Genomic DNA, 16,337 nt, shown 5'->3' with positions numbered 1-16,337 from the left:
AGCTCGCCGAGAAAAGCGCCCATCGGCGTGCGGGCGGCGGACACGATCGCGATATCGTTCGACATGCGGGTTCGCCCTCATGGAACGTCAACAGAAGTCGACGACGCTGCCTGCGGCTTTCATGTCTGTGCCGCGCGAGCTACTATGGTAGCTCAATCGCCTGCGCCGCCATCGTCCGGCTTTCCGGCTGCGCACACGGGTGCGTGCGTGGTACGCTGCTCGTGTCGCCGATAGCCGGCTTTCATGCGGGAGGGCAAGATGACGAATCGACGCCGTTGGTTGCAGGGGTTCCTCGTGCTCGCGTGCGGAGCGTGGTGCGCACTCCCGGTGCAGGCGGCGTGGCCCGAGCGGACCATCCGCATCATCATTCCCTGGCCGCCGGGCGGCAGCACCGACATCGTCGGGCGGCTGCTCGCCGCCGAGCTGACCAATCGCTTCAAGCAGCAGGTCATCATCGATAACCGCGCCGGCGCCGGCAGCATCGTCGGTCTGCAGATTGCGACCGCCGCACCGCCGGACGGCTACACCTTCATGATGACATCCACCGCGTATGGGTTTCTCATCGACAAACCGAAGGTTCCGGTCGACCTGGTCAATTCGTTCGAGCCGGCCGCGCTGATCGGCTTCGGCGACAGCGCCCTGGTGGTCCATCCCCAGTTTCCGGTGAAGACCGTGAAGGACCTGATCGATCTGGCCAAGAAGCGACCGGGCGAGATCTTCTATGCCTCCTCCGGCATCGGCGGCTTTCCGCACATGAACACCGAGCTCTTCAAGCTCATGACCGGGGTGAACCTGATCCACGTGCCTTTCAAGGGCGGCGGGCCGGCGACGGCCGATGTCGTGGCTGGTCACACGCAGCTTCAGTTCAGCTCGCTGGTGACGGCCATGCCGTTCGTTCAGAACCGCCGGCTCAAGCTGATCGCGGTCGGCGGCCGCGCGCGCAGCCCCAAGTTTCCCGATGTGCCGACGATCGCCGAGACGGTGCCCGGTTACGAGTCGAGCATCTGGTGGGGCATCTTCGCGCCGCCGAAGACCCCCGCCGACATCATCGGGCGGTTCCATGCCGAGACGATGGACGTCATTTCTACGCCCGCTTTCCAGGGCAAGCTCGCGGAACAGGGCGGGGCGGTGGTGAAGATGGGCTCGGCCGAGTTCGGCAAGCTGATGGTGTCGGAGCAGAACAAGTGGCTCAAGGTCATCCGCGAAGCCGGCATCAAGGGCGAATGAGCATGTAAGTTTCACTTCCCCCGTCCGACCGAGGCGCAATGGTCTTGCGAGGATGGTCATGGGGATTGCAGGGTATTGGGGCGCCGCACTGACCGCGATGTTCATCGCGGGGGCGGCGAGCGCGCAGGAATGCCGCGCCGAGAGCGGCCCGCACCGCGCCGCCCTGGTCGAGCTCTATACCTCGGAGGGTTGCTCCAGCTGCCCGCCCGCCGACCGGCAGCTTTCCCGGCTGGCATCGGATGCGAACGGGTTCGCGCTCGGCCGGGATATCGTCCCGCTCGCGCTGCACGTCGACTTCTGGGATTACATCGGCTGGAAGGACCCGTTCGCGCGTGCGGACTTCACCGCCCGGCAGCGCGCCTTGGTGGCCGCGAACGGCGGCCGCGCGCTGTACACGCCTCACTTCTTCGTCAACGGCCAGGAGATCCGCGACCGCGCGCGCGTCGAAGCCTCGGTTCGCACGCAGAACGCACGGGCCGCCTCGGCCGACATTCGGATCGCGGTCACCCCCTCCGAGAACGGAAGGCTCCGGATCGCGCTTCGGGTCGGGCATGCGCGGCCGGGCCAGTCGGGTGCGCCACTCGCGCTCCACGCGGCGGTGACCGAGAGCGGTCTGAGCAACCGCATCGGCGCCGGTGAGAATCGCGGCGCCGTGCTCGCACACGATCACGTCGTGCGCCATTGGTTCGGACCCGTACCGGTCAGGTCCGGTGCCGCGACGCTGGAGCGGGTGCTGCAGCTCACGCCCGAACAGGCAGCCAAGGGCGTTGCCGTGGCAGCGTTCGTCCAGGACACCCGTTCCGGCGAGGTGCTGCAAGCGGTTTCCACCGGTCTGTGCGCAGCGGCATGATGGAGACGACCCTGATGGATGCGGCCACGACAATCCGTCCGACGATTCATCCGGTCTGGCTTCGGATCACGCACTGGATCAATGCGGCTGCCGTCCTGATCCTCGTCGCCAGCGGCTGGCGCATCTACAATGCATCGCCCCTGTTCGATTTCCGCATTCCGAACGAGATCACGCTCGGCGGATGGCTCGCCGGCGCGATCCAGTGGCACTTTGCCGCGATGTGGCTGCTGGCCGTCAACGGCGTCGTCTACCTGCTGCTCAACGCGCTAACCGGTCGCATCCGGCGCAAGTTCTATCCGCTCTCGCCGCGGGCGTTCCTGCACGATCTGGCGGCCGCGCTGCGCGGCCGGCTCGCCCATGCCGATCCGAGCCGTTACAACACGGTGCAAAAGGCGGCCTACCTGTTCGCGTGGCTGGATCTGCTGCTGCTCGTGTTGTCGGGCCTCGTGCTGTGGAAGAACGTCCAGTTTCCGCTGCTGCGCGAATTGATGGGCGGCTACGAGGCCGCCCGCTATGTCCACTTCTTCTCCATGACGTTCCTGGTCGCTTTCGTCATGGTGCATCTCGCCATGGTGGCGCTGGTGCCGCGCACGTTGCTCGCCATGATTCGCGGCCGCTAGAGCGCATAGGAACCAATGGAACGATGCCACCGATGAGCAAGCTGCTGACATTACACCGACCCGACCCGCGCGCGCGGGAGATCGTCAAGGACGCGCTGCGCGAGATGCCTTCGCCGGCGCGGCGAGCATTCCTCAAGCGCGGCCTGACGCTCGGCGGCTTGTCGATGCTCACCGGCTGCGCCGTCACCGACGACGCATCGGTGCAGAAGGTGCTGACCGCGGTGTCGCGCTTCAACGACCGCATGCAGGCGGCGATCTTCGACCCCGACCAGCTGGCGCCGACCTACCCCGAATCGATGATCACGCGGCCGTTTCCGTTCAACGCCTTCTATTCCGAGGACGAGGTGCGGCAAGTCGACGGCGAGCGCTTCCGGCTCGAAGTGAGCGGTCTCGTGGCCGACAAGAGCGCCTGGACTTTGGCGCAACTCGATGCGCTCGCGCATGAGAGCCAAGTGACCCGCCACATCTGCGTGGAAGGCTGGAGCGCGATCGGCAAATGGGGCGGGGTGCCGCTGGCTGCATTCCTGCGCCGCGTCGGCGCGGATCTCGGCGCCAGGTACGTCGGCTTCAAGTGCGCCGACGGCTACCACACCTCGATCGACATGCCGACGGCCTTGCACGCGCAGACCATCATCGCGCTCGCCTTCGACGGCGAGACGCTGCCGGCGAAATACGGCTATCCGATGAAGATCCGCATGCCGACCAAGCTCGGCTACAAGAATCCCAAACACGTGCAGGCGATCTTCGTCACCAACACCTACCCCGGCGGCTACTGGGAAGACCAGGGGTACAACTGGTTCGGAGGAAGCTGAGGAGCTTCGCCGGGCGCTCGAACGCGCACCGCCAGGAGTGGCCAGCGTGCGCATTGATCGCGTTACTTAAAAGGAGAACACCCATGAAAGCATTGCTCGCAGTGATCATGTCGGTCGCATTGACGCTCGGCGCCGGGATGGCGGTAGCCGCGGACGACATGAAGAAAGACGCGATGAAGAAGGACAGCATGGCGAAGGACGGAATGAAGAAGGACGCCATGAAAAAGGACGGGATGAAGAAGGACGAGATGAAGAAGGACGACATGAAGAAGGACATGATGAAGAAGTAATCGGCTGGGGTCTACCGGATTTCGCATCAGGGTCCGGCACAGTCGTATTGCGGGAGTCCGGCTTGTCCTGGGCTCCCGTTTTCACGGGAGGTCGCTTCCGCTACAGTGGGAGCGACGACATCCGATTCGCATCTGCGCGTGACGCAGTTCGCATCCCAGCGCGGCGTCATTCCCGCGCAAGCGGGAATCCAGGACTCATTGTATTCCCGCTTCCGGCGATTCGAGGCCCTGCATCCATGCGCGGACCTCGGCGCAGAACGGACACGTCTCAAGGTTATCCGCCGCTGAGCGCCTGCACGATCACGACCTCGTCGCTTTCCGCAAGCCGATGACCGAGGTCGCGCACCTGCGTGCCGTTGACGAAGATGCGGATGTGCCGCCGGATGCGCTCCTGCTCATCGATCATTCGAAAGCGGATGCCGGTGTACTGCTGGTCCAGATCGGTGAGCAGCGCAGCGAGCGTCTCGCCGCTCGCCCGCGCTTCGGCTCGCTCGGTGTACGAACGCAGCGCGCTCGGGATGAGCACCTTCATCACCCGGGCAGCTCGGCCGTTTCGACCGCGTAGATCTCGGGCAGATGGCGTGCGATCGAGCGCCAGTTTCGACCCTCGTCGCTGCTCGCCCAGAGCTCGCCGCTGGTGGTGCCGAAATAGAGCCCGACCGGATCGGCCGCATCGACGCACATCGCCTGGCGCTTGACCGTCCACCAGGCCTGTTCGCGCGGCAGCCCCGCATCGAGTCGCTCCCAGCTCTCGCCGCCGTTGCGTGTGCAATAGATTGCGGGCTTGCCGCCCGGGCTGGTGCGCGGCCACACGTCCGAGCCGTCCATCGGCAACACCCAGGCGGTGTCGGCATTGCGCGGATGCACCACCATCGGGAAGCCGATGTCGCCGATGTCGGCCGGCATGCTCTTTCCGATCCGCACCCAGCGCTTCGAGGGCCGGTCGAGCCGGTAGATGCCGCAGTGGTTCTGCTGGTACAGCCGGTCGGGATCGCTCGGGCACAGGCGCACGCAATGCGGATCGTGGAAGGTCGGCTCGCTGTTGTCGAACCCTGCGACCACCTCGAGGCCGTCGAGCAGCGGCGCGAAGCTGCGGCCGCCGTCGCTGGATTCGTGCACGCCGCCGCCCGACATCGCGAAGTAGAGATGATCCGGATCGCGCGGGTCGACGATGATCGAGTGCAGCTTCGGCCCGTCCGGCGTGCCGTCCTGGACCGTGCCCATCCACCTGCGGTAGTTCGGATCGTCGTTCACCATGGAGAAAGGCTCCCAACTCACCCCGCCGTCCTGCGAACGGAAAAGGCCCTGCGGCGACGTACCCGCATACCAGACATCCGGCTGGGAAGCGGGGGCAGGGGTGAGCCAAAACGTGTGGTCGACGGCGCGAGCGCTCTCTTCGTTCGCCGCGCGCGCGAATGCCGGAGGTTTGGCTGCTTCTTTCCAGCTGCGGCCGAGATCGGTGGAGCGGAACACGGTCGGCCCGAGATGGCCCGTCTTCGCGGCGGCCAGCAGCGTGCGGCCGTCGCGCGGATCGAGCACCAGGTGGCTGATGACGTGGCCGAGGAAATGCGGTCCTTCGACCCGCCAGGTTTCCCGCGCCGCGTCGCCTCGATACAGCCATGCGCCCTTGCGCGTCGCCACGAGAACGAGCGTGCGTTTGCCCGCCGGGGAACCGCCGGACGCGCTGCGGGCGCGTGTCGTTGCCTGCGTTGCCATCGTGTCGTCTCCTCTATGCACCGGATTCGGATGCCTGCGTCTTGGCCAAGGCGACGGTCTCGCGGATCGGCCGGATCGGGCGTACTTCGATGCAGCCGACGCGTGCCGGCGGAATTTCGGAGGCCAGGCGGATCGCTTCGTCCAGGTCCTGCGCCTCGATCATGTAGAAGCCCGCCAGCTGCTCCTTGGTCTCGGCGAACGGCCCGTCGGTGATGGAAACCTTGCCGTCGCGCATGCGCACCGTCGTCGCCGTCTGAATCGACTGCAGCGCCTCGGAGGCGAGGCAGTGGCCGCTGGCGCGTATGCGGGTGTCGTATTCGACACAGTCCTCATCCGGCAGCTCGTCCAGCCGCTTTTCGTCCAGGTACACCAGGCACAAATATTTCATCGTTTCGTCTCCACGTTTGCTGCGCCCGCGGCTTGCCGTTCCGCCGCCAGCTTCAGATTGGCCAATCCGGTCTCGAAGTCCTTGCCCACCATACGATCCATGTCGAGGAACATGTGAACGATCTTGGCAAGGTACGGCACGCCTCCTTGCATGGTCCATGTGACATCGGTGCCCTGGCCGCTTGGCACCAATGCAAACAGGACCGAGCTGTGCGTCTCGAACGGTTCGACGAAGTCGAGCTGGATCGCGACCTTGGAGGGTGAGACCGAATCGACGATCTCCATCCGTCCCTGGCCGACCTCGCCATTGCCTTCCCAGGCGTAGGTTGCGCCCTTGCCGCGGGTGATTGCGCCGAAAGTGCGCTTCATCGCCGGGTCTTTCTTTTCCCAGGGCGACCAGGCGTCCCAGCGCTTGAAGTCCTCGATCAGCGCATGCACGGTCTGCGCCGGCGCCTGGATCGTAGCGGAGCGCTGGACAGTGAACGTATCCGGCCGGGTTGCTGCAATCAGCAGGATCGCGGCAACCCCGGCGGCAACGGCAAGAAGCGCGATTTTGACGATTTTCATGTGCTCGTTCCTTGCGTTGGGCCACCGCGTGCCGGGCTTGGCAGCGAGCGCCCTGATGACTGTAGTCGAAGCCGTGGCTGCCGAATCGACCGTCAGCGGAAAAAAACTTGCGGCCATGCAAGCGCACAAGGCCCGGATGCACCCGCTCTGGACAAGGCGGACTGGACTCAGCTGATTGCCGCTGCGACGGTAGCGCGTGCCTCGCGCCGCCACGCCGCCGGAGTCGTGCCGAAGGTGCGCTTGAAGGCCCGGTTGAACGCCTGCTCGGAATCGTAGCCGCCGTCTGCTGCGATGCGGGCGAGGCTCGCGTTGTCCCTGCGCAGGCGCTGTGCGGCGATCGTGAGCCGCCAGCGAGTCAGATACTGGATCGGCGGCTGGCCGATCAGGTCGGTGAAGCGTTGCGACAGTGCGGAGCGCGACAGGCCGACGGCCACCGCCAGCTCTTCGACGGTCCAGTCGTAGTCCGGGCGCTCGTGCAGCCTCGCCAGCGCCCGCCCCACGAACCGGTCGCGGAGCCCCGCAAGCCAGCCGGTTTCCTGTTCCGGCAGCAGCTCGATGTAGCGCCGGATCGCCTCGACGAAGAGCAGCTCGGACAACTTGGCGAGCACGGTTTCGCCCCCCGGGCGAGGCGCCGAGGTCTCGATCGTCCCGGCTTGCATCAGGCTGGTCAGCCAGCTCAATGCCGGGCCATTGCCCAGCGGCACTTTGAGGATGCGCGGCAGCGACTCCAGCATCGGTCCGCACAGCCGGTGGTCGCAGCTCAGGAAACCGCATACGAAGCGCGTGCGCTCGCCGCCGCCGCCGTGCTCGATCCGGAGCATGCCGCCGTTCGTCGCGGGCAGGACCAGCGTGTTGGCATCCGTCGGCGCCAGCCGCAGATCGCTGCCGATCAAGTGCGTGTCGGCGCGCGGCAGGATGATCAGATCGCCCGCGGCAAGCTGCAGCGCCGTGGACGCGCGATCAACCGCCCCGGATGGCGTACCCGGATACTTCGCGCCATCGCTTGCCGCTCATCTGCACGACATAGGACCGGATCCGGGCCCGCTCGCTCGGGGTAATCCGCTACAGGAGACAGCCATGTCAGCGATCATTGAGCTCAATGCCGCACCCACGCGGCAAGTCACGGATTGGGTCGCGCTCGTGCATGAAGAGCTCGGGCCGCGTTTCGCCCAGCGCGCGGCGGCTGCCGACGAGTCCGACCGCTTCGTAGCCGACAACTATGCCGACCTCAAGGCGGCCGGACTGACCGCCGCAGGCGTGCCGCTCGAGCTGGGTGGCTCCGGCGCGCCCCATGCCGAGATGAGCGAGGTCATACGGGCCCTGGGGCGCTATTGCGGATCGACCGCGCTGGCCTTCTCCATGCACACGCACCAGGTCATGATGGCGCAGTGGCGTTGGCGCAATCAGAAGGCGCCCCTGGAGGGGTTGCTCAAGCGCGTGGCGGCCGAGCGCATCATCCTGCTCTCGAGCGGCGGGTCGGACTGGCTGCACGGTTCGGGCACCGCCACCCGTGTCGACGGCGGCTACCGCATCAATGCACGCAAGATCTTCTCCAGCGGCTCGCCGGCCGGCGACCTGCTCCTCACCAGCGCCGTGTACGAGGATCCCGAAGCGGGCCCCACCGTGCTGCATTTCGGCGTGCCGATGAACGCGCCCGGAGTGACGATCGACCCGGTCTGGCGCGCGCTCGGCATGCGCGCAACCGGTTCGCACGACATCGTGCTGAACGAGGTGTTCGTGCCGGATGCGGCGATCGGCGGCAAACGTCCGCAGGGCAAATGGCATATGCTGTTCCACATCGTCGCGCTGATCGCGATTCCGCTGGTCTACAGCGCGTACCTCGGCGTGGCCGAGGCGGCCCGTGACCTCGCCGTGCGCCAGGCCCGTCAGCGTCGCATCGACGGGCATCAGCGCGGCCGGGTCGGCGCAATGGATACCGAGCTTGCGGCTGCGCGCCTGGCGCTCGCCGACATGGTCGCCATGGGCAGCAGCGCCGCGCCGGGACCCGAGACGACCAACCGCATTTTCATCGGGCGCGGCCTGGTCGAGCGCGCGGCGATCGCCACCGTCGAGCACGCGATGGAAGTCTTCGGTGGCGCAGCGTTCCATCGCGACCTCGGCATCGAGCGGCTGTTCCGCGACGTGCAGGGCGCGCGCTTCCATCCGCTGACCGGGAGCGTGCAGCGCGACTATGCCGGCTGCATCGCCCTGGGTCTGGATCCCGACGGCATTCGATAGCGTACCGCGGCTAACCGGCCTGCTCGTGCAGTGAGTCGTTAGTTCGTTGCACGCCGTCACTCCCGCGCACGCGGGAATCCAGAACGACGTCTCGCCTGGACGCCCGCCCCCCGATAGGAGCATTCGGGGGCAAGTTTCCGCGGAGGTGACGAATCTCTGACCCAGGACACTAGCGGCCCTTGGCGACGCCCTCACGGCGCGGATCGGCGCCGCCGCTCCAGCCCTCGGGCGTGCGCAGGATGCCGTGCAGTCCGCTGGTCATGTCCGTGACGCGGATCGGGTGCCCCATGGCGGCGAGCGTGGCGGCAAGCGCCTCGGCCGCCGTGCCGCGCTCGAGCTCGGTCGGGCCGTTGCGGCTGCCCAGGTTGGGAGAATCGATCGCCGCCTGCACGTCCATGTTCCAATCGAGTATGGCGACCAGCGCCTTCAGCACGTAGTTGATGATGCGGCTGCCGCCGGGTGAGCCGATCACCAGCAGCAGCCTACCGTCCGCGTCGAAGACCAACGTGGGTGCCATCGAGCTTCGCGGCCGCTTGCCGGGCTCGACCCGGTTCGCCACCGGCACGCCGTCGCGCGCCGGCACGAAATCGAAGTCGGTGAGCTGATTGTTGAGGAGAAAGCCCCGCACCATGAGGCGGGCGCCGAACGACGACTCGATCGTCGTTGTCATCGAAACCGCATTTCCGTCGCGATCCACGATCGAGATATGGCTGGTGCCGGATTCGCTTAGCGACATGCTATTGGCGCGTGCGAGCTGAGCGCCGGGGGGTATGCCGGCCTCGGCGTGCTTCATCGACACTTCGGGGCGGATGAGCGCCGAACGTTCGCGCAAGTACGCGCTATCGAGCAGGCCTTCGACCGGCACCCGCACGAAACGGTCGTCGGCCGCATAGCGGTTGCGGTCGGCGAACGCGAGCCGCCCGGCCTCGGCGATCAGGTGGGCCGCATCCGCCGACCCTGGGCGCAGCGCGTTCAGATCGAAGCGCGCCAGGATGCCGAGCATCTGCAGCACTGCGATGCCGCCCGAGGACGAGGGCGGCATGCCGCAGACGCGATAGCTGCGATACGGCCGGCACAGAGCATCGACTTCGCGCACGGCATACGCGGCCAGATCCTCCTCGCGCATGGCACCGGGATTGGCCGGGTGCGCGCGAACCTCGGCCACGATGTCGCGCGCGATGTCACCGCGGTAGAACGCTCTAGCCCCATCGGCCGCGAGCGCGCGCAAGGTCGCTGCAAGCTCAGGATTGCGAAGCTCGGCCCCCGCGGGCTTGGGCGAGCCATCGGCCTGGAAGTACAACGCGCGCGCTTGCGCGTCCTGCGTGAGCTCCGGAACCCGTGCGAGGATGCGATGCACGCGCTCGGATAGCGGGTAGCCGTTCTCTGCCAGCGCGATTGCCGGTTCGAACAAGGTCTTCCACGGCAGCCGGCCATGACGGCGATGTGCGAGCTCGAGCAATCGCGCCACGCCGGGCACGCCGACGGAGCGCCCGCCCACGACCGCCTGGCGAAACGGCATGGGCTTGCCTCCAGCGTCGAGAAAGAGCTCGGCCGTGGCGGCGAAAGGCGCGGTTTCGCGGCCGTCGTAGGCGCGAATCCGGTTCGATTGCACGTCGTAATGGAGCAGGTAGGCGCCGCCGCCCAGGCCGGATGCATGCGGTTCCACCAGATTCAGCACGAGCTGAACCGCGATCGCCGCATCCATCGCGCTGCCGCCTTGCGCGAGCATGCGCAGTCCCGCATCGACCGCGAGCGGGTGCGCCGCGGCCACCATCTGTTCGCGTGCGTGTGCGACCGGGTGTTGGGTGCGGCCGGTGGCGGGCTCCGGCTGCAGCGGCCGCGCGACTTGCGCCAGGCCGTCGACAGCGGGCAGTACGAGCGCGAGCGCCAGGGTGCATATGACGAGCGTCAATTCACGCGCACGCCCGTATCCGCGATGATCTTCTTCCACTTCGGCGTATCGGCTTCGAGGAAGCGGCGAAACTGCTCCGGCGTGTTGGGGCTGATCTCGCCGCTCAAGGTGGTGATGCGCGACTTCACGTCCGCCAGCCCAAGGATGCGGTTGACCTCGCCATTGAGCTTGTCGAGGATCGGCGCCGGCGTGCCTGCCGGGGCGAAGATGCCGAACCAGAGGTAGGTCTCGAATCCCGGTACGCCGGCCTCGATCGCCGTGGGAACGGAGGGCACCGCCGGCGAGCGTTTCGCACTGCTGACCGCGAGCCCGCGCAACTTCCCGGCGACGACATGGGGGTGCGAGGTCGAGATCGTATCCCAGGTGAGCGCCACTTCGCCGCCCATCAATGCCGTGATCGACGGCGCCGCGCCCTTGTACGGCACGTGCACCAGCTGAATCCCGGTCGCGGCCTGGAACATCGCCATGACCAGGTGCCCGCCGCTGCCGGCGCCGGGCGAGGAGAAAGCGAGCTGTCCGGGCCGTGCCTTGGCGAACTTCACCAGCTCCTGCACCGAGCGCACCGGAAGCGACGGATGTACCACGAGGTAGAACGGCAGCGTCGCGATCTGGACCAGCGGCGCGAGATCGCGCTCGGGATCGTAGGGCAGGTTCCGGTACAGAAACGCGGCCACGTAGTTGCTGGTCGCGGACATGAGCAGCGTGTAGCCGTCGGGCGGCGCCTTCGCCACCATGGCGGTGCCGATGGTGCCGGTCGCGCCGGCGCGATTGTCGACGACGAAGGTCTGCCCGAGCGATTCGGTCAGCTTCTGTCCCACCAGCCGGGCCAGCGTGTCGGTCGGGCCGCCCGCCGGAAAGGGCACTACGATGCGCACCGTCTTGGTCGGATAATTCTGGGCGTGGCAGGCGAACGTCGCAGCCAGCGCGGCTGCGAGTGCAACACGGCGTGCGAACATGGGTGCGCTTCTCCTTGCCGGTGCCCCTGCGGCCTGGCTTTTGCAAGCGAGTGGGTGCGTTTTGGGTGGCGAAGCGATGGTAGCGACTGGGTCGGCGAGGGTCAATTTTGTCAGGCGGGTTTTTACGAGGGCAACAGGTTTGTCGTTCGCTTCGGTTTCTTGCGTGATGCTCGGAGCAACGTCATTCCTGTGACAACGCGAATCCGTAGATGTGATTGAATTCGCTCGCCTCCCGCGTGCGGGGAGCGGTCTCGAATCAGGTTCATCAGAGGTTCCTGAGGCAATGGCTGAGCAGCACGCGAAGGCGCTTGGAGGTACGGCGCAAAACGATTCGGGCGCCGCGGCGCCGTTGGGCGAGCTCGCCCGGCGGCCCTTGTTCGAACCGTTGCGCGCGCTGCTGGAGGCTTTGCCGGGGTCCGGACCGTGTGATCTCGCAGCGCTGAACGCGCTCTTTTCCGGGCATGCCGAGAAGGCGACCGACGACCCAGCGCACCAGCAGCACCAGCAGCACCAGCAGCACCAGCGTGGCGTTCATACGGCCGGCCCGATCGTTCCCGCGGCAGGTGCGATCCGGTTGGTAGCGCCGGACGATGCGCCGATCGCCTACGAGCAACGCATCGTCGCGCGCGCCGAAATCGTGACCCGGCCGCACAACTGGCACGACTTCTTCAATGCACTGGTGTGGCTGCGTTTCCCGCAGACGAAACATCGCCTGGCTGCCTTGCATGCGGCCGGCATGAAGTCGCCGGCGCGCGACGGCCGCCGCGGGCCGATCCGCGATGCTGCAACCCAGTTCGACGAAAGCGGCATCGTGGTCGCGGCGTCCGACGCGCATCTGCTGGATCTGCTCGCCGAGCGCCGCTGGAAGGACCTTTTCTGGGCTCGGCGACGGGATGTGGGGCAGCGAATGCGCTTCGTCGTGTTCGGTCACGGCCTGTACGACGCGCTGCGTGCGCCCTTCTATCGGATCTGCGGCCGCGCTGCGGTCGTCGTCGTCCCACAGACCTGCATCGACGCGCCGGCGGAAACGCTCTGCGCCCGCGTCGATCCGATCCTCGCCGAGCGATTTGCTCGGCGCACGTGGTATCCGCGGCCGAAGACGCTGCTCGCATTGCCGCTGCTCGGCATTCCGGGCGTGTGCGCCGGGAACGAGGATCCTGCGTACTATGACGATGCGGTGCAGTTCCGGCCGCCGCCACGCGATCCGGCGGAATGAGAATGCGCCTTCGCACGAGGCGCCCGGGTTCCGAATCGCCCGAGACGGATCGGGCTTGCTGTCGACCTCCTTTACAGTCCCCGCGTAAGAATCTTTCCGGGTTGCCTGCGCAATGCTGGATTCACCGCCGTTTCGTGCTGAATTCCGCATCCGGATGCTACCTAGCATGCAATGTGCATGGCTTGGCGGCGCAGTCGAGTTCGATCCGTAGCCCGACCCGGCGCGGCCGTTCGCCGAACCGTAACTGGAGGAATGCAAATGACATCGCTTCGCATGCTCAGCGTATTGCTGGCGCTAACTTCATCGCTTGCCAGTTTCGGGGTATCGGCGGTGCCGTTCTTCTGGACCGACTGGGTGAGCGCCAGCACCCCGCCGGGCGGAGGATTTCGGGCCCATGGCACCATCACCACCACGACCTCGACCGTGGATGTGACCTACACCAATGCGAGCGGCGTCGGCTTCTACAACACCGGAGCGGCAGGCGAGGAAGACTATTGGACCAATGGCGTTTTTAGCAACACTCGTAATCCGGCGACCTCGCCGTATACCGGCGCGCTCGTCGACAACATCCCGACGGGAACCGACCTGATCGCATTGCGGTTCGCTGGCAACCAGACGCTGGAGTTCTCGGTGGCCATCGCCAACCCCGTATTCGCCTTCGTCAGCCTGAATCGCAACGGCTACTCGTTTCTCAACCAGGATTTCGACATCCTGAGCCTCGGCGGGGAAGACGGGAACGACTGCGGTTACTGGGGTTGCGGCGGCATATCAAAAGTCGTGGTCAATCTCGGCAACGGGAACTTCGAGTATCAGCTCAATAGCAACAACGTCGGCGGCACCGAGCCGCACGGCGCGATTCGATTCAAGGGCGGCTTCGATACGCTCACCTGGCGGAGCTCGTCGAACGAATTCTGGAACGGCTTCACGGTCGGCGTTCAGGGCACCGCGGCCGAGCTGCCCTGCGAGGTGAATCCCTCGCTGCCCGAGTGCTCCCCCGGGCAGGTTCCGGAGCCGGCGACTCTCGGATTGCTCGGGTTGGGCCTCGTCGGTCTTTGGTTCAGCCGTCGCAGGCTAGTCTAGGCTCACGCGGCGCGGCGGCGGGCAATCGGCGCTAGCCCGATCGCTCGAAGAGCTCTCTCCCGATCAGCCACCGCCGAATTTCGGAGGTTCCCGCGCCGATCTCGTATAGCTTGGCATCGCGCAGCAGCCGCCCGGTCGGGAAGTCGTTGGTGTAGCCGACACCGCCCAGGCACTGGATCGCCTCCGAGGCCATCCAGGTGGCCCGTTCGGCCGCGTAGAGGATCGCGCCGGCCGCGTCGTACCGTGTGACCTCGCCTCGATCCAGCGCCTGCGCCACCGCGTAGACGTAGGCCCGTGAGGCCGACAGCGTCGTATACATATCGGCGAGCTTGCCCTGCATGAGCTGGAAGGTGCCGATCGGCTGGCCGAACTGGTGGCGCTCGTGCACATAGGGCAGCACGACGTCCAGGCACGCTTGCATGATGCCGAGCGGGCCGCCGGCCAGGACCGCCCGCTCGTAGTCGAGCCCGCTCATGAGGACATCCACGCCGCGGTCGATGCCGCCGAGGATGTTGTCCGCCGGCACCTCGCACTCCTGAAAGATCAGCTCGCAGGTGTTCGATCCACGCATGCCGAGCTTGTCGAGCTTGGGGCCGGTGGAGAATCCGGGGAAGCCGAGCTCGATCAGGAAGGCGGTGATGCCGCGCGCGCCGGCGTCGGGCTGGGTTCGGGCGTAGACGACCAGCACGTCCGCATCCGGCCCGTTGGTAATCCACATCTTGCTCCCGTTCAGGACGTAACGATCGCCCTTGCGCTCAGCCCGCAGCTTGAGGCTCACCACGTCGGACCCCGATCCCGGCTCGGACATCGCCAGCGCCCCGACATGCTCGCCCGTGATGAGCCGCGGCAGATATCGACCCTTCTGTGCATCGGTGCCGTTACGCCGGATCTGGTTCACACACAGGTTGGAATGCGCGCCGTACGACAGGCCGACCGAGGCCGAGGCGCGGCTGATCTCTTCCATGGCGACGACGTGGGCGGTGTAGCCGAGGCCCGCCCCGCCATAGGCTTCCTCCACCGTGATGCCGAGCAGTCCCATGTCGCCGAGCTGGCGCCACAAAGGCTGGGGAAAGGCGTTGTCGCGGTCGATCGCGGCCGCGAGCGGGGCGATTTCCTGGCCGCAGAACTGCGCGATGCTGGCGCGCAGGATGTCGATGCTTTCGCCCAGGCCGAAGCCCAGGCTGGGATACGAGGTCATGGGTGCGCCTTGGGTAGCTTCTGCTGCGTAGCGTTCGCCGTGGTATGGCGGTCCGCTATGGTTCTCCGCCCGCTATGGTTCTCCGCCTGCTTGCAGCCGTCAAGCAAAGGCCCGGTTTGTGCTTCGCAACATCGGCCCGCTACAATAGTTCAGTTCCCGCATGAGCCCCAGCATGAGCCCCGCATTGACCCCGTCCGTCGTCCCTTCCCGACCACCTGCTAGCGCGCCGGCCAACGGCCTGGAATACGCGTTCGGCGAGGAGGTGCCCGCGCCCGCCGGCAGCATCGAAGTCGCACCCGGCGTGCATTGGCTGCGCATGCCGTTGCCGTTCGCACTGGATCACATCAACCTGTGGCTGCTGGCCGACGGCGACGGCTGGACGCTGATCGACTGCGGGCTCAACCACAAGGCGACCGTCGCGCTCTGGGAGCAGGCTTTCGGAGGGTTGCTCGGAGGCCGCCCGATCAAGAGGTTAGTGGTAACTCACTATCATGCAGATCACGTCGGGCTGGCGGGTTGGCATCAGCGGCGGTGGGATGCGCCGCTGTGGATGACCGAGGGCGAGTTCCTCACAGCGCTGGCCCTGTACCACGAAACGCCGGGTCACCACCGCGGCGCGATGTTCGACCTGTTCCGGGCGCACGGCCTGGACGAGGCGCGCATCGAAGGCATGAAAGTCTTCTCCGGTGCTTATCCCCGCCTCATCAGCGAGCTTCCGCATACCTTCCGCCGCATCATGCCGGACGAGCGGCTGGAGATCGGCGGGCGGCCATGGCGGGTTCTGATCGGTCACGGCCACGCGCCCGAGCACGCTTCGCTTCATTGCGACGCCCTGGGTGTGCTGATCGCCGGCGACATGGTGCTGCCCAGGATCAGCACCAATATCAGCGTGCGGCCGGTCGAACCGGAAGGCAATCCGCTCGCGCAATTCCTGCAGTCGCTGGAACGCTTTGCGGCATTGCCGCATGACACCTTGGTGCTGCCGTCGCACGGCCTGCCGTTTCGCGGCATGCAAGCCCGAATCGCCCAGTTGCAGAAGCACCACGCGGAGCGCTTGGACGAGCTCAAGGCAGCCTGTAGCGAACCGCGCTGCGCCCGCGAGCTCGTCCCGGTGCTCTTTCGCCGCACGCTGGACGATCACGCCTGGTATTTCGCGATGGGCGAATGCATCGCTCACCTCAACTGCCTGATGCACGCGGGGTGGCTACGGCGCGAACGCGACGCTAGAGGCGTACTGCGCTTCAGCGCGACGTGAGTTCCAAGGACAA

General features: G+C 66.5%; 17 protein-coding genes. 9 read left to right on the top strand and 8 right to left on the bottom strand.

Translation table 11 applies throughout. The features are described from left to right. The first annotated feature begins 243 nt into the window (after positions 1 to 243). The 5 genes from GEV05_17560 to GEV05_17540 all read left to right on the top strand — a co-directional run bounded on the left by GEV05_17560 (position 244) and on the right by GEV05_17540 (position 3,799). Positions 244 to 1,227 (top strand): tripartite tricarboxylate transporter substrate binding protein, encoded by a 984-nt coding sequence (locus GEV05_17560; protein ID MPZ45162.1) that lies wholly within the window; start codon positions 244 to 246, stop codon positions 1,225 to 1,227. Positions 1,228 to 1,279: 52 nt separating this feature from the next. Further along, complete coding sequence (locus tag GEV05_17555) at positions 1,280 to 2,077, top strand: DUF1223 domain-containing protein (protein ID MPZ45161.1); 798 nt, start codon at positions 1,280 to 1,282, stop codon at positions 2,075 to 2,077. Then, positions 2,077 to 2,697: a cytochrome B gene (locus GEV05_17550; protein MPZ45160.1), complete on the top strand. Its 621-nt coding sequence runs from the start codon at positions 2,077 to 2,079 to the stop codon at positions 2,695 to 2,697. The genes GEV05_17555 and GEV05_17550 overlap by 1 nt, the downstream gene beginning before the upstream one ends. A 23-nt stretch (positions 2,698 to 2,720) precedes the next feature. Then, positions 2,721 to 3,509 carry a molybdopterin-dependent oxidoreductase gene (locus GEV05_17545; GenBank protein MPZ45159.1) on the top strand — a complete coding sequence of 263 codons (789 nt, stop codon included), beginning with the start codon at positions 2,721 to 2,723 and terminating at the stop codon, positions 3,507 to 3,509. Between the two features lie 83 nt (positions 3,510 to 3,592). Then, positions 3,593 to 3,799: a pentapeptide MXKDX repeat protein gene (locus tag GEV05_17540; GenBank protein MPZ45158.1), complete on the top strand. Its 207-nt coding sequence runs from the start codon at positions 3,593 to 3,595 to the stop codon at positions 3,797 to 3,799. A gap of 274 nt (positions 3,800 to 4,073) precedes the next feature. On the opposite strand, the gene GEV05_17535 is transcribed toward GEV05_17540, so the two are convergent. The 5 genes from GEV05_17535 to GEV05_17515 form a co-directional block, all read right to left on the bottom strand. Beyond that, positions 4,074 to 4,331: a MoaD/ThiS family protein gene (locus tag GEV05_17535; protein MPZ45157.1), complete on the bottom strand. Its 258-nt coding sequence runs from the start codon at positions 4,329 to 4,331 to the stop codon at positions 4,074 to 4,076. Further along, positions 4,331 to 5,440: a glycosyl hydrolase gene (locus GEV05_17530; protein MPZ45156.1), complete on the bottom strand. Its 1,110-nt coding sequence runs from the start codon at positions 5,438 to 5,440 to the stop codon at positions 4,331 to 4,333. Before GEV05_17530 ends, GEV05_17535 begins: the two co-directional genes overlap by 1 nt. 88 nt (positions 5,441 to 5,528) lie before the next feature. Next, positions 5,529 to 5,903 (bottom strand): YciI family protein, encoded by a 375-nt coding sequence (locus GEV05_17525; protein ID MPZ45155.1) that lies wholly within the window; start codon positions 5,901 to 5,903, stop codon positions 5,529 to 5,531. Next, complete coding sequence (locus tag GEV05_17520) at positions 5,900 to 6,469, bottom strand: polyketide cyclase (protein MPZ45154.1); 570 nt, start codon at positions 6,467 to 6,469, stop codon at positions 5,900 to 5,902. Before GEV05_17520 ends, GEV05_17525 begins: the two co-directional genes overlap by 4 nt. Positions 6,470 to 6,636: 167 nt before the next feature. Then, positions 6,637 to 7,362: a helix-turn-helix domain-containing protein gene (locus GEV05_17515; GenBank protein MPZ45153.1), complete on the bottom strand. Its 726-nt coding sequence runs from the start codon at positions 7,360 to 7,362 to the stop codon at positions 6,637 to 6,639. Positions 7,363 to 7,546: 184 nt separating this feature from the next. Between GEV05_17515 and GEV05_17510 the strand changes: the two genes are divergently transcribed. Beyond that, positions 7,547 to 8,707 carry an acyl-CoA dehydrogenase gene (locus GEV05_17510; GenBank protein ID MPZ45152.1) on the top strand — a complete coding sequence of 387 codons (1,161 nt, stop codon included), beginning with the start codon at positions 7,547 to 7,549 and terminating at the stop codon, positions 8,705 to 8,707. A gap of 169 nt (positions 8,708 to 8,876) precedes the next feature. Here GEV05_17510 and ggt read toward each other — a convergent pair whose 3' ends face one another. Both ggt and GEV05_17500 read right to left on the bottom strand, forming a co-directional pair. Further along, positions 8,877 to 10,481 (bottom strand): gamma-glutamyltransferase, encoded by a 1,605-nt coding sequence (ggt, locus tag GEV05_17505; GenBank protein ID MPZ45151.1) that lies wholly within the window; start codon positions 10,479 to 10,481, stop codon positions 8,877 to 8,879. 134 nt (positions 10,482 to 10,615) lie between these two features. After that, positions 10,616 to 11,575 (bottom strand): tripartite tricarboxylate transporter substrate binding protein, encoded by a 960-nt coding sequence (locus tag GEV05_17500; protein ID MPZ45150.1) that lies wholly within the window; start codon positions 11,573 to 11,575, stop codon positions 10,616 to 10,618. Positions 11,576 to 11,858: 283 nt separating this feature from the next. On the opposite strand from GEV05_17500, the gene GEV05_17495 reads away from it, so the two are divergent. Together GEV05_17495 and GEV05_17490 are read left to right on the top strand one after the other, a co-directional pair. After that, positions 11,859 to 12,791, top strand: a complete 933-nt coding sequence (locus GEV05_17495; protein MPZ45149.1) for a DUF3025 domain-containing protein — start codon at positions 11,859 to 11,861, stop codon at positions 12,789 to 12,791. Between the two features lie 252 nt (positions 12,792 to 13,043). Continuing rightward, positions 13,044 to 13,871 carry a PEP-CTERM sorting domain-containing protein gene (locus tag GEV05_17490; GenBank protein ID MPZ45148.1) on the top strand — a complete coding sequence of 276 codons (828 nt, stop codon included), beginning with the start codon at positions 13,044 to 13,046 and terminating at the stop codon, positions 13,869 to 13,871. Between the two features lie 31 nt (positions 13,872 to 13,902). Here the strand turns inward: GEV05_17490 and GEV05_17485 are convergent, their stop codons facing one another. Then, entirely contained in the window at positions 13,903 to 15,069 is a 1,167-nt protein-coding gene (locus GEV05_17485) for an isovaleryl-CoA dehydrogenase (GenBank protein MPZ45147.1), read from the bottom strand. 172 nt (positions 15,070 to 15,241) lie between these two features. On the opposite strand from GEV05_17485, the gene GEV05_17480 reads away from it, so the two are divergent. Further along, positions 15,242 to 16,324: an MBL fold metallo-hydrolase gene (locus tag GEV05_17480; GenBank protein MPZ45146.1), complete on the top strand. Its 1,083-nt coding sequence runs from the start codon at positions 15,242 to 15,244 to the stop codon at positions 16,322 to 16,324. The last annotated feature ends 13 nt before the right edge of the window (positions 16,325 to 16,337 follow it).

This window comes from Betaproteobacteria bacterium, from assembly GCA_009377585.1.
Classification (GTDB): Bacteria; Pseudomonadota; Gammaproteobacteria; order Burkholderiales; family WYBJ01; genus WYBJ01.
The sequence above is the reverse complement of the archived record's forward strand: the minus strand, read 5'-3'. Positions and strand labels throughout refer to the sequence as shown.

What these genes read in the sequence shown, in the direction of transcription:
- GEV05_17560 (MPZ45162.1), top strand. Translation starts at nt 244, where the DNA reads ATGCGGGAGGGCAAGATGACGAATCGACGCCGTTGGTTGCAGGGGTTC.
- GEV05_17555 (MPZ45161.1), top strand. Translation starts at nt 1,280, where the DNA reads ATGGTCATGGGGATTGCAGGGTATTGGGGCGCCGCACTGACCGCGATG.
- GEV05_17550 (MPZ45160.1), top strand. Translation starts at nt 2,077, where the DNA reads ATGGAGACGACCCTGATGGATGCGGCCACGACAATCCGTCCGACGATT.
- GEV05_17545 (MPZ45159.1), top strand. Translation starts at nt 2,721, where the DNA reads ATGCCACCGATGAGCAAGCTGCTGACATTACACCGACCCGACCCGCGC.
- GEV05_17540 (MPZ45158.1), top strand. Translation starts at nt 3,593, where the DNA reads ATGAAAGCATTGCTCGCAGTGATCATGTCGGTCGCATTGACGCTCGGC.
- GEV05_17535 (MPZ45157.1), bottom strand. Translation starts at nt 4,331, where the DNA reads ATGAAGGTGCTCATCCCGAGCGCGCTGCGTTCGTACACCGAGCGAGCC.
- GEV05_17525 (MPZ45155.1), bottom strand. Translation starts at nt 5,903, where the DNA reads ATGAAATATTTGTGCCTGGTGTACCTGGACGAAAAGCGGCTGGACGAG.
- GEV05_17520 (MPZ45154.1), bottom strand. Translation starts at nt 6,469, where the DNA reads ATGAAAATCGTCAAAATCGCGCTTCTTGCCGTTGCCGCCGGGGTTGCC.
- GEV05_17510 (MPZ45152.1), top strand. Translation starts at nt 7,547, where the DNA reads ATGTCAGCGATCATTGAGCTCAATGCCGCACCCACGCGGCAAGTCACG.
- ggt (MPZ45151.1), bottom strand. Translation starts at nt 10,481, where the DNA reads ATGGTGGCCGCGGCGCACCCGCTCGCGGTCGATGCGGGACTGCGCATG.
- GEV05_17500 (MPZ45150.1), bottom strand. Translation starts at nt 11,575, where the DNA reads ATGTTCGCACGCCGTGTTGCACTCGCAGCCGCGCTGGCTGCGACGTTC.
- GEV05_17495 (MPZ45149.1), top strand. Translation starts at nt 11,859, where the DNA reads ATGGCTGAGCAGCACGCGAAGGCGCTTGGAGGTACGGCGCAAAACGAT.
- GEV05_17490 (MPZ45148.1), top strand. Translation starts at nt 13,044, where the DNA reads ATGCAAATGACATCGCTTCGCATGCTCAGCGTATTGCTGGCGCTAACT.
- GEV05_17485 (MPZ45147.1), bottom strand. Translation starts at nt 15,069, where the DNA reads ATGACCTCGTATCCCAGCCTGGGCTTCGGCCTGGGCGAAAGCATCGAC.
- GEV05_17480 (MPZ45146.1), top strand. Translation starts at nt 15,242, where the DNA reads ATGAGCCCCGCATTGACCCCGTCCGTCGTCCCTTCCCGACCACCTGCT.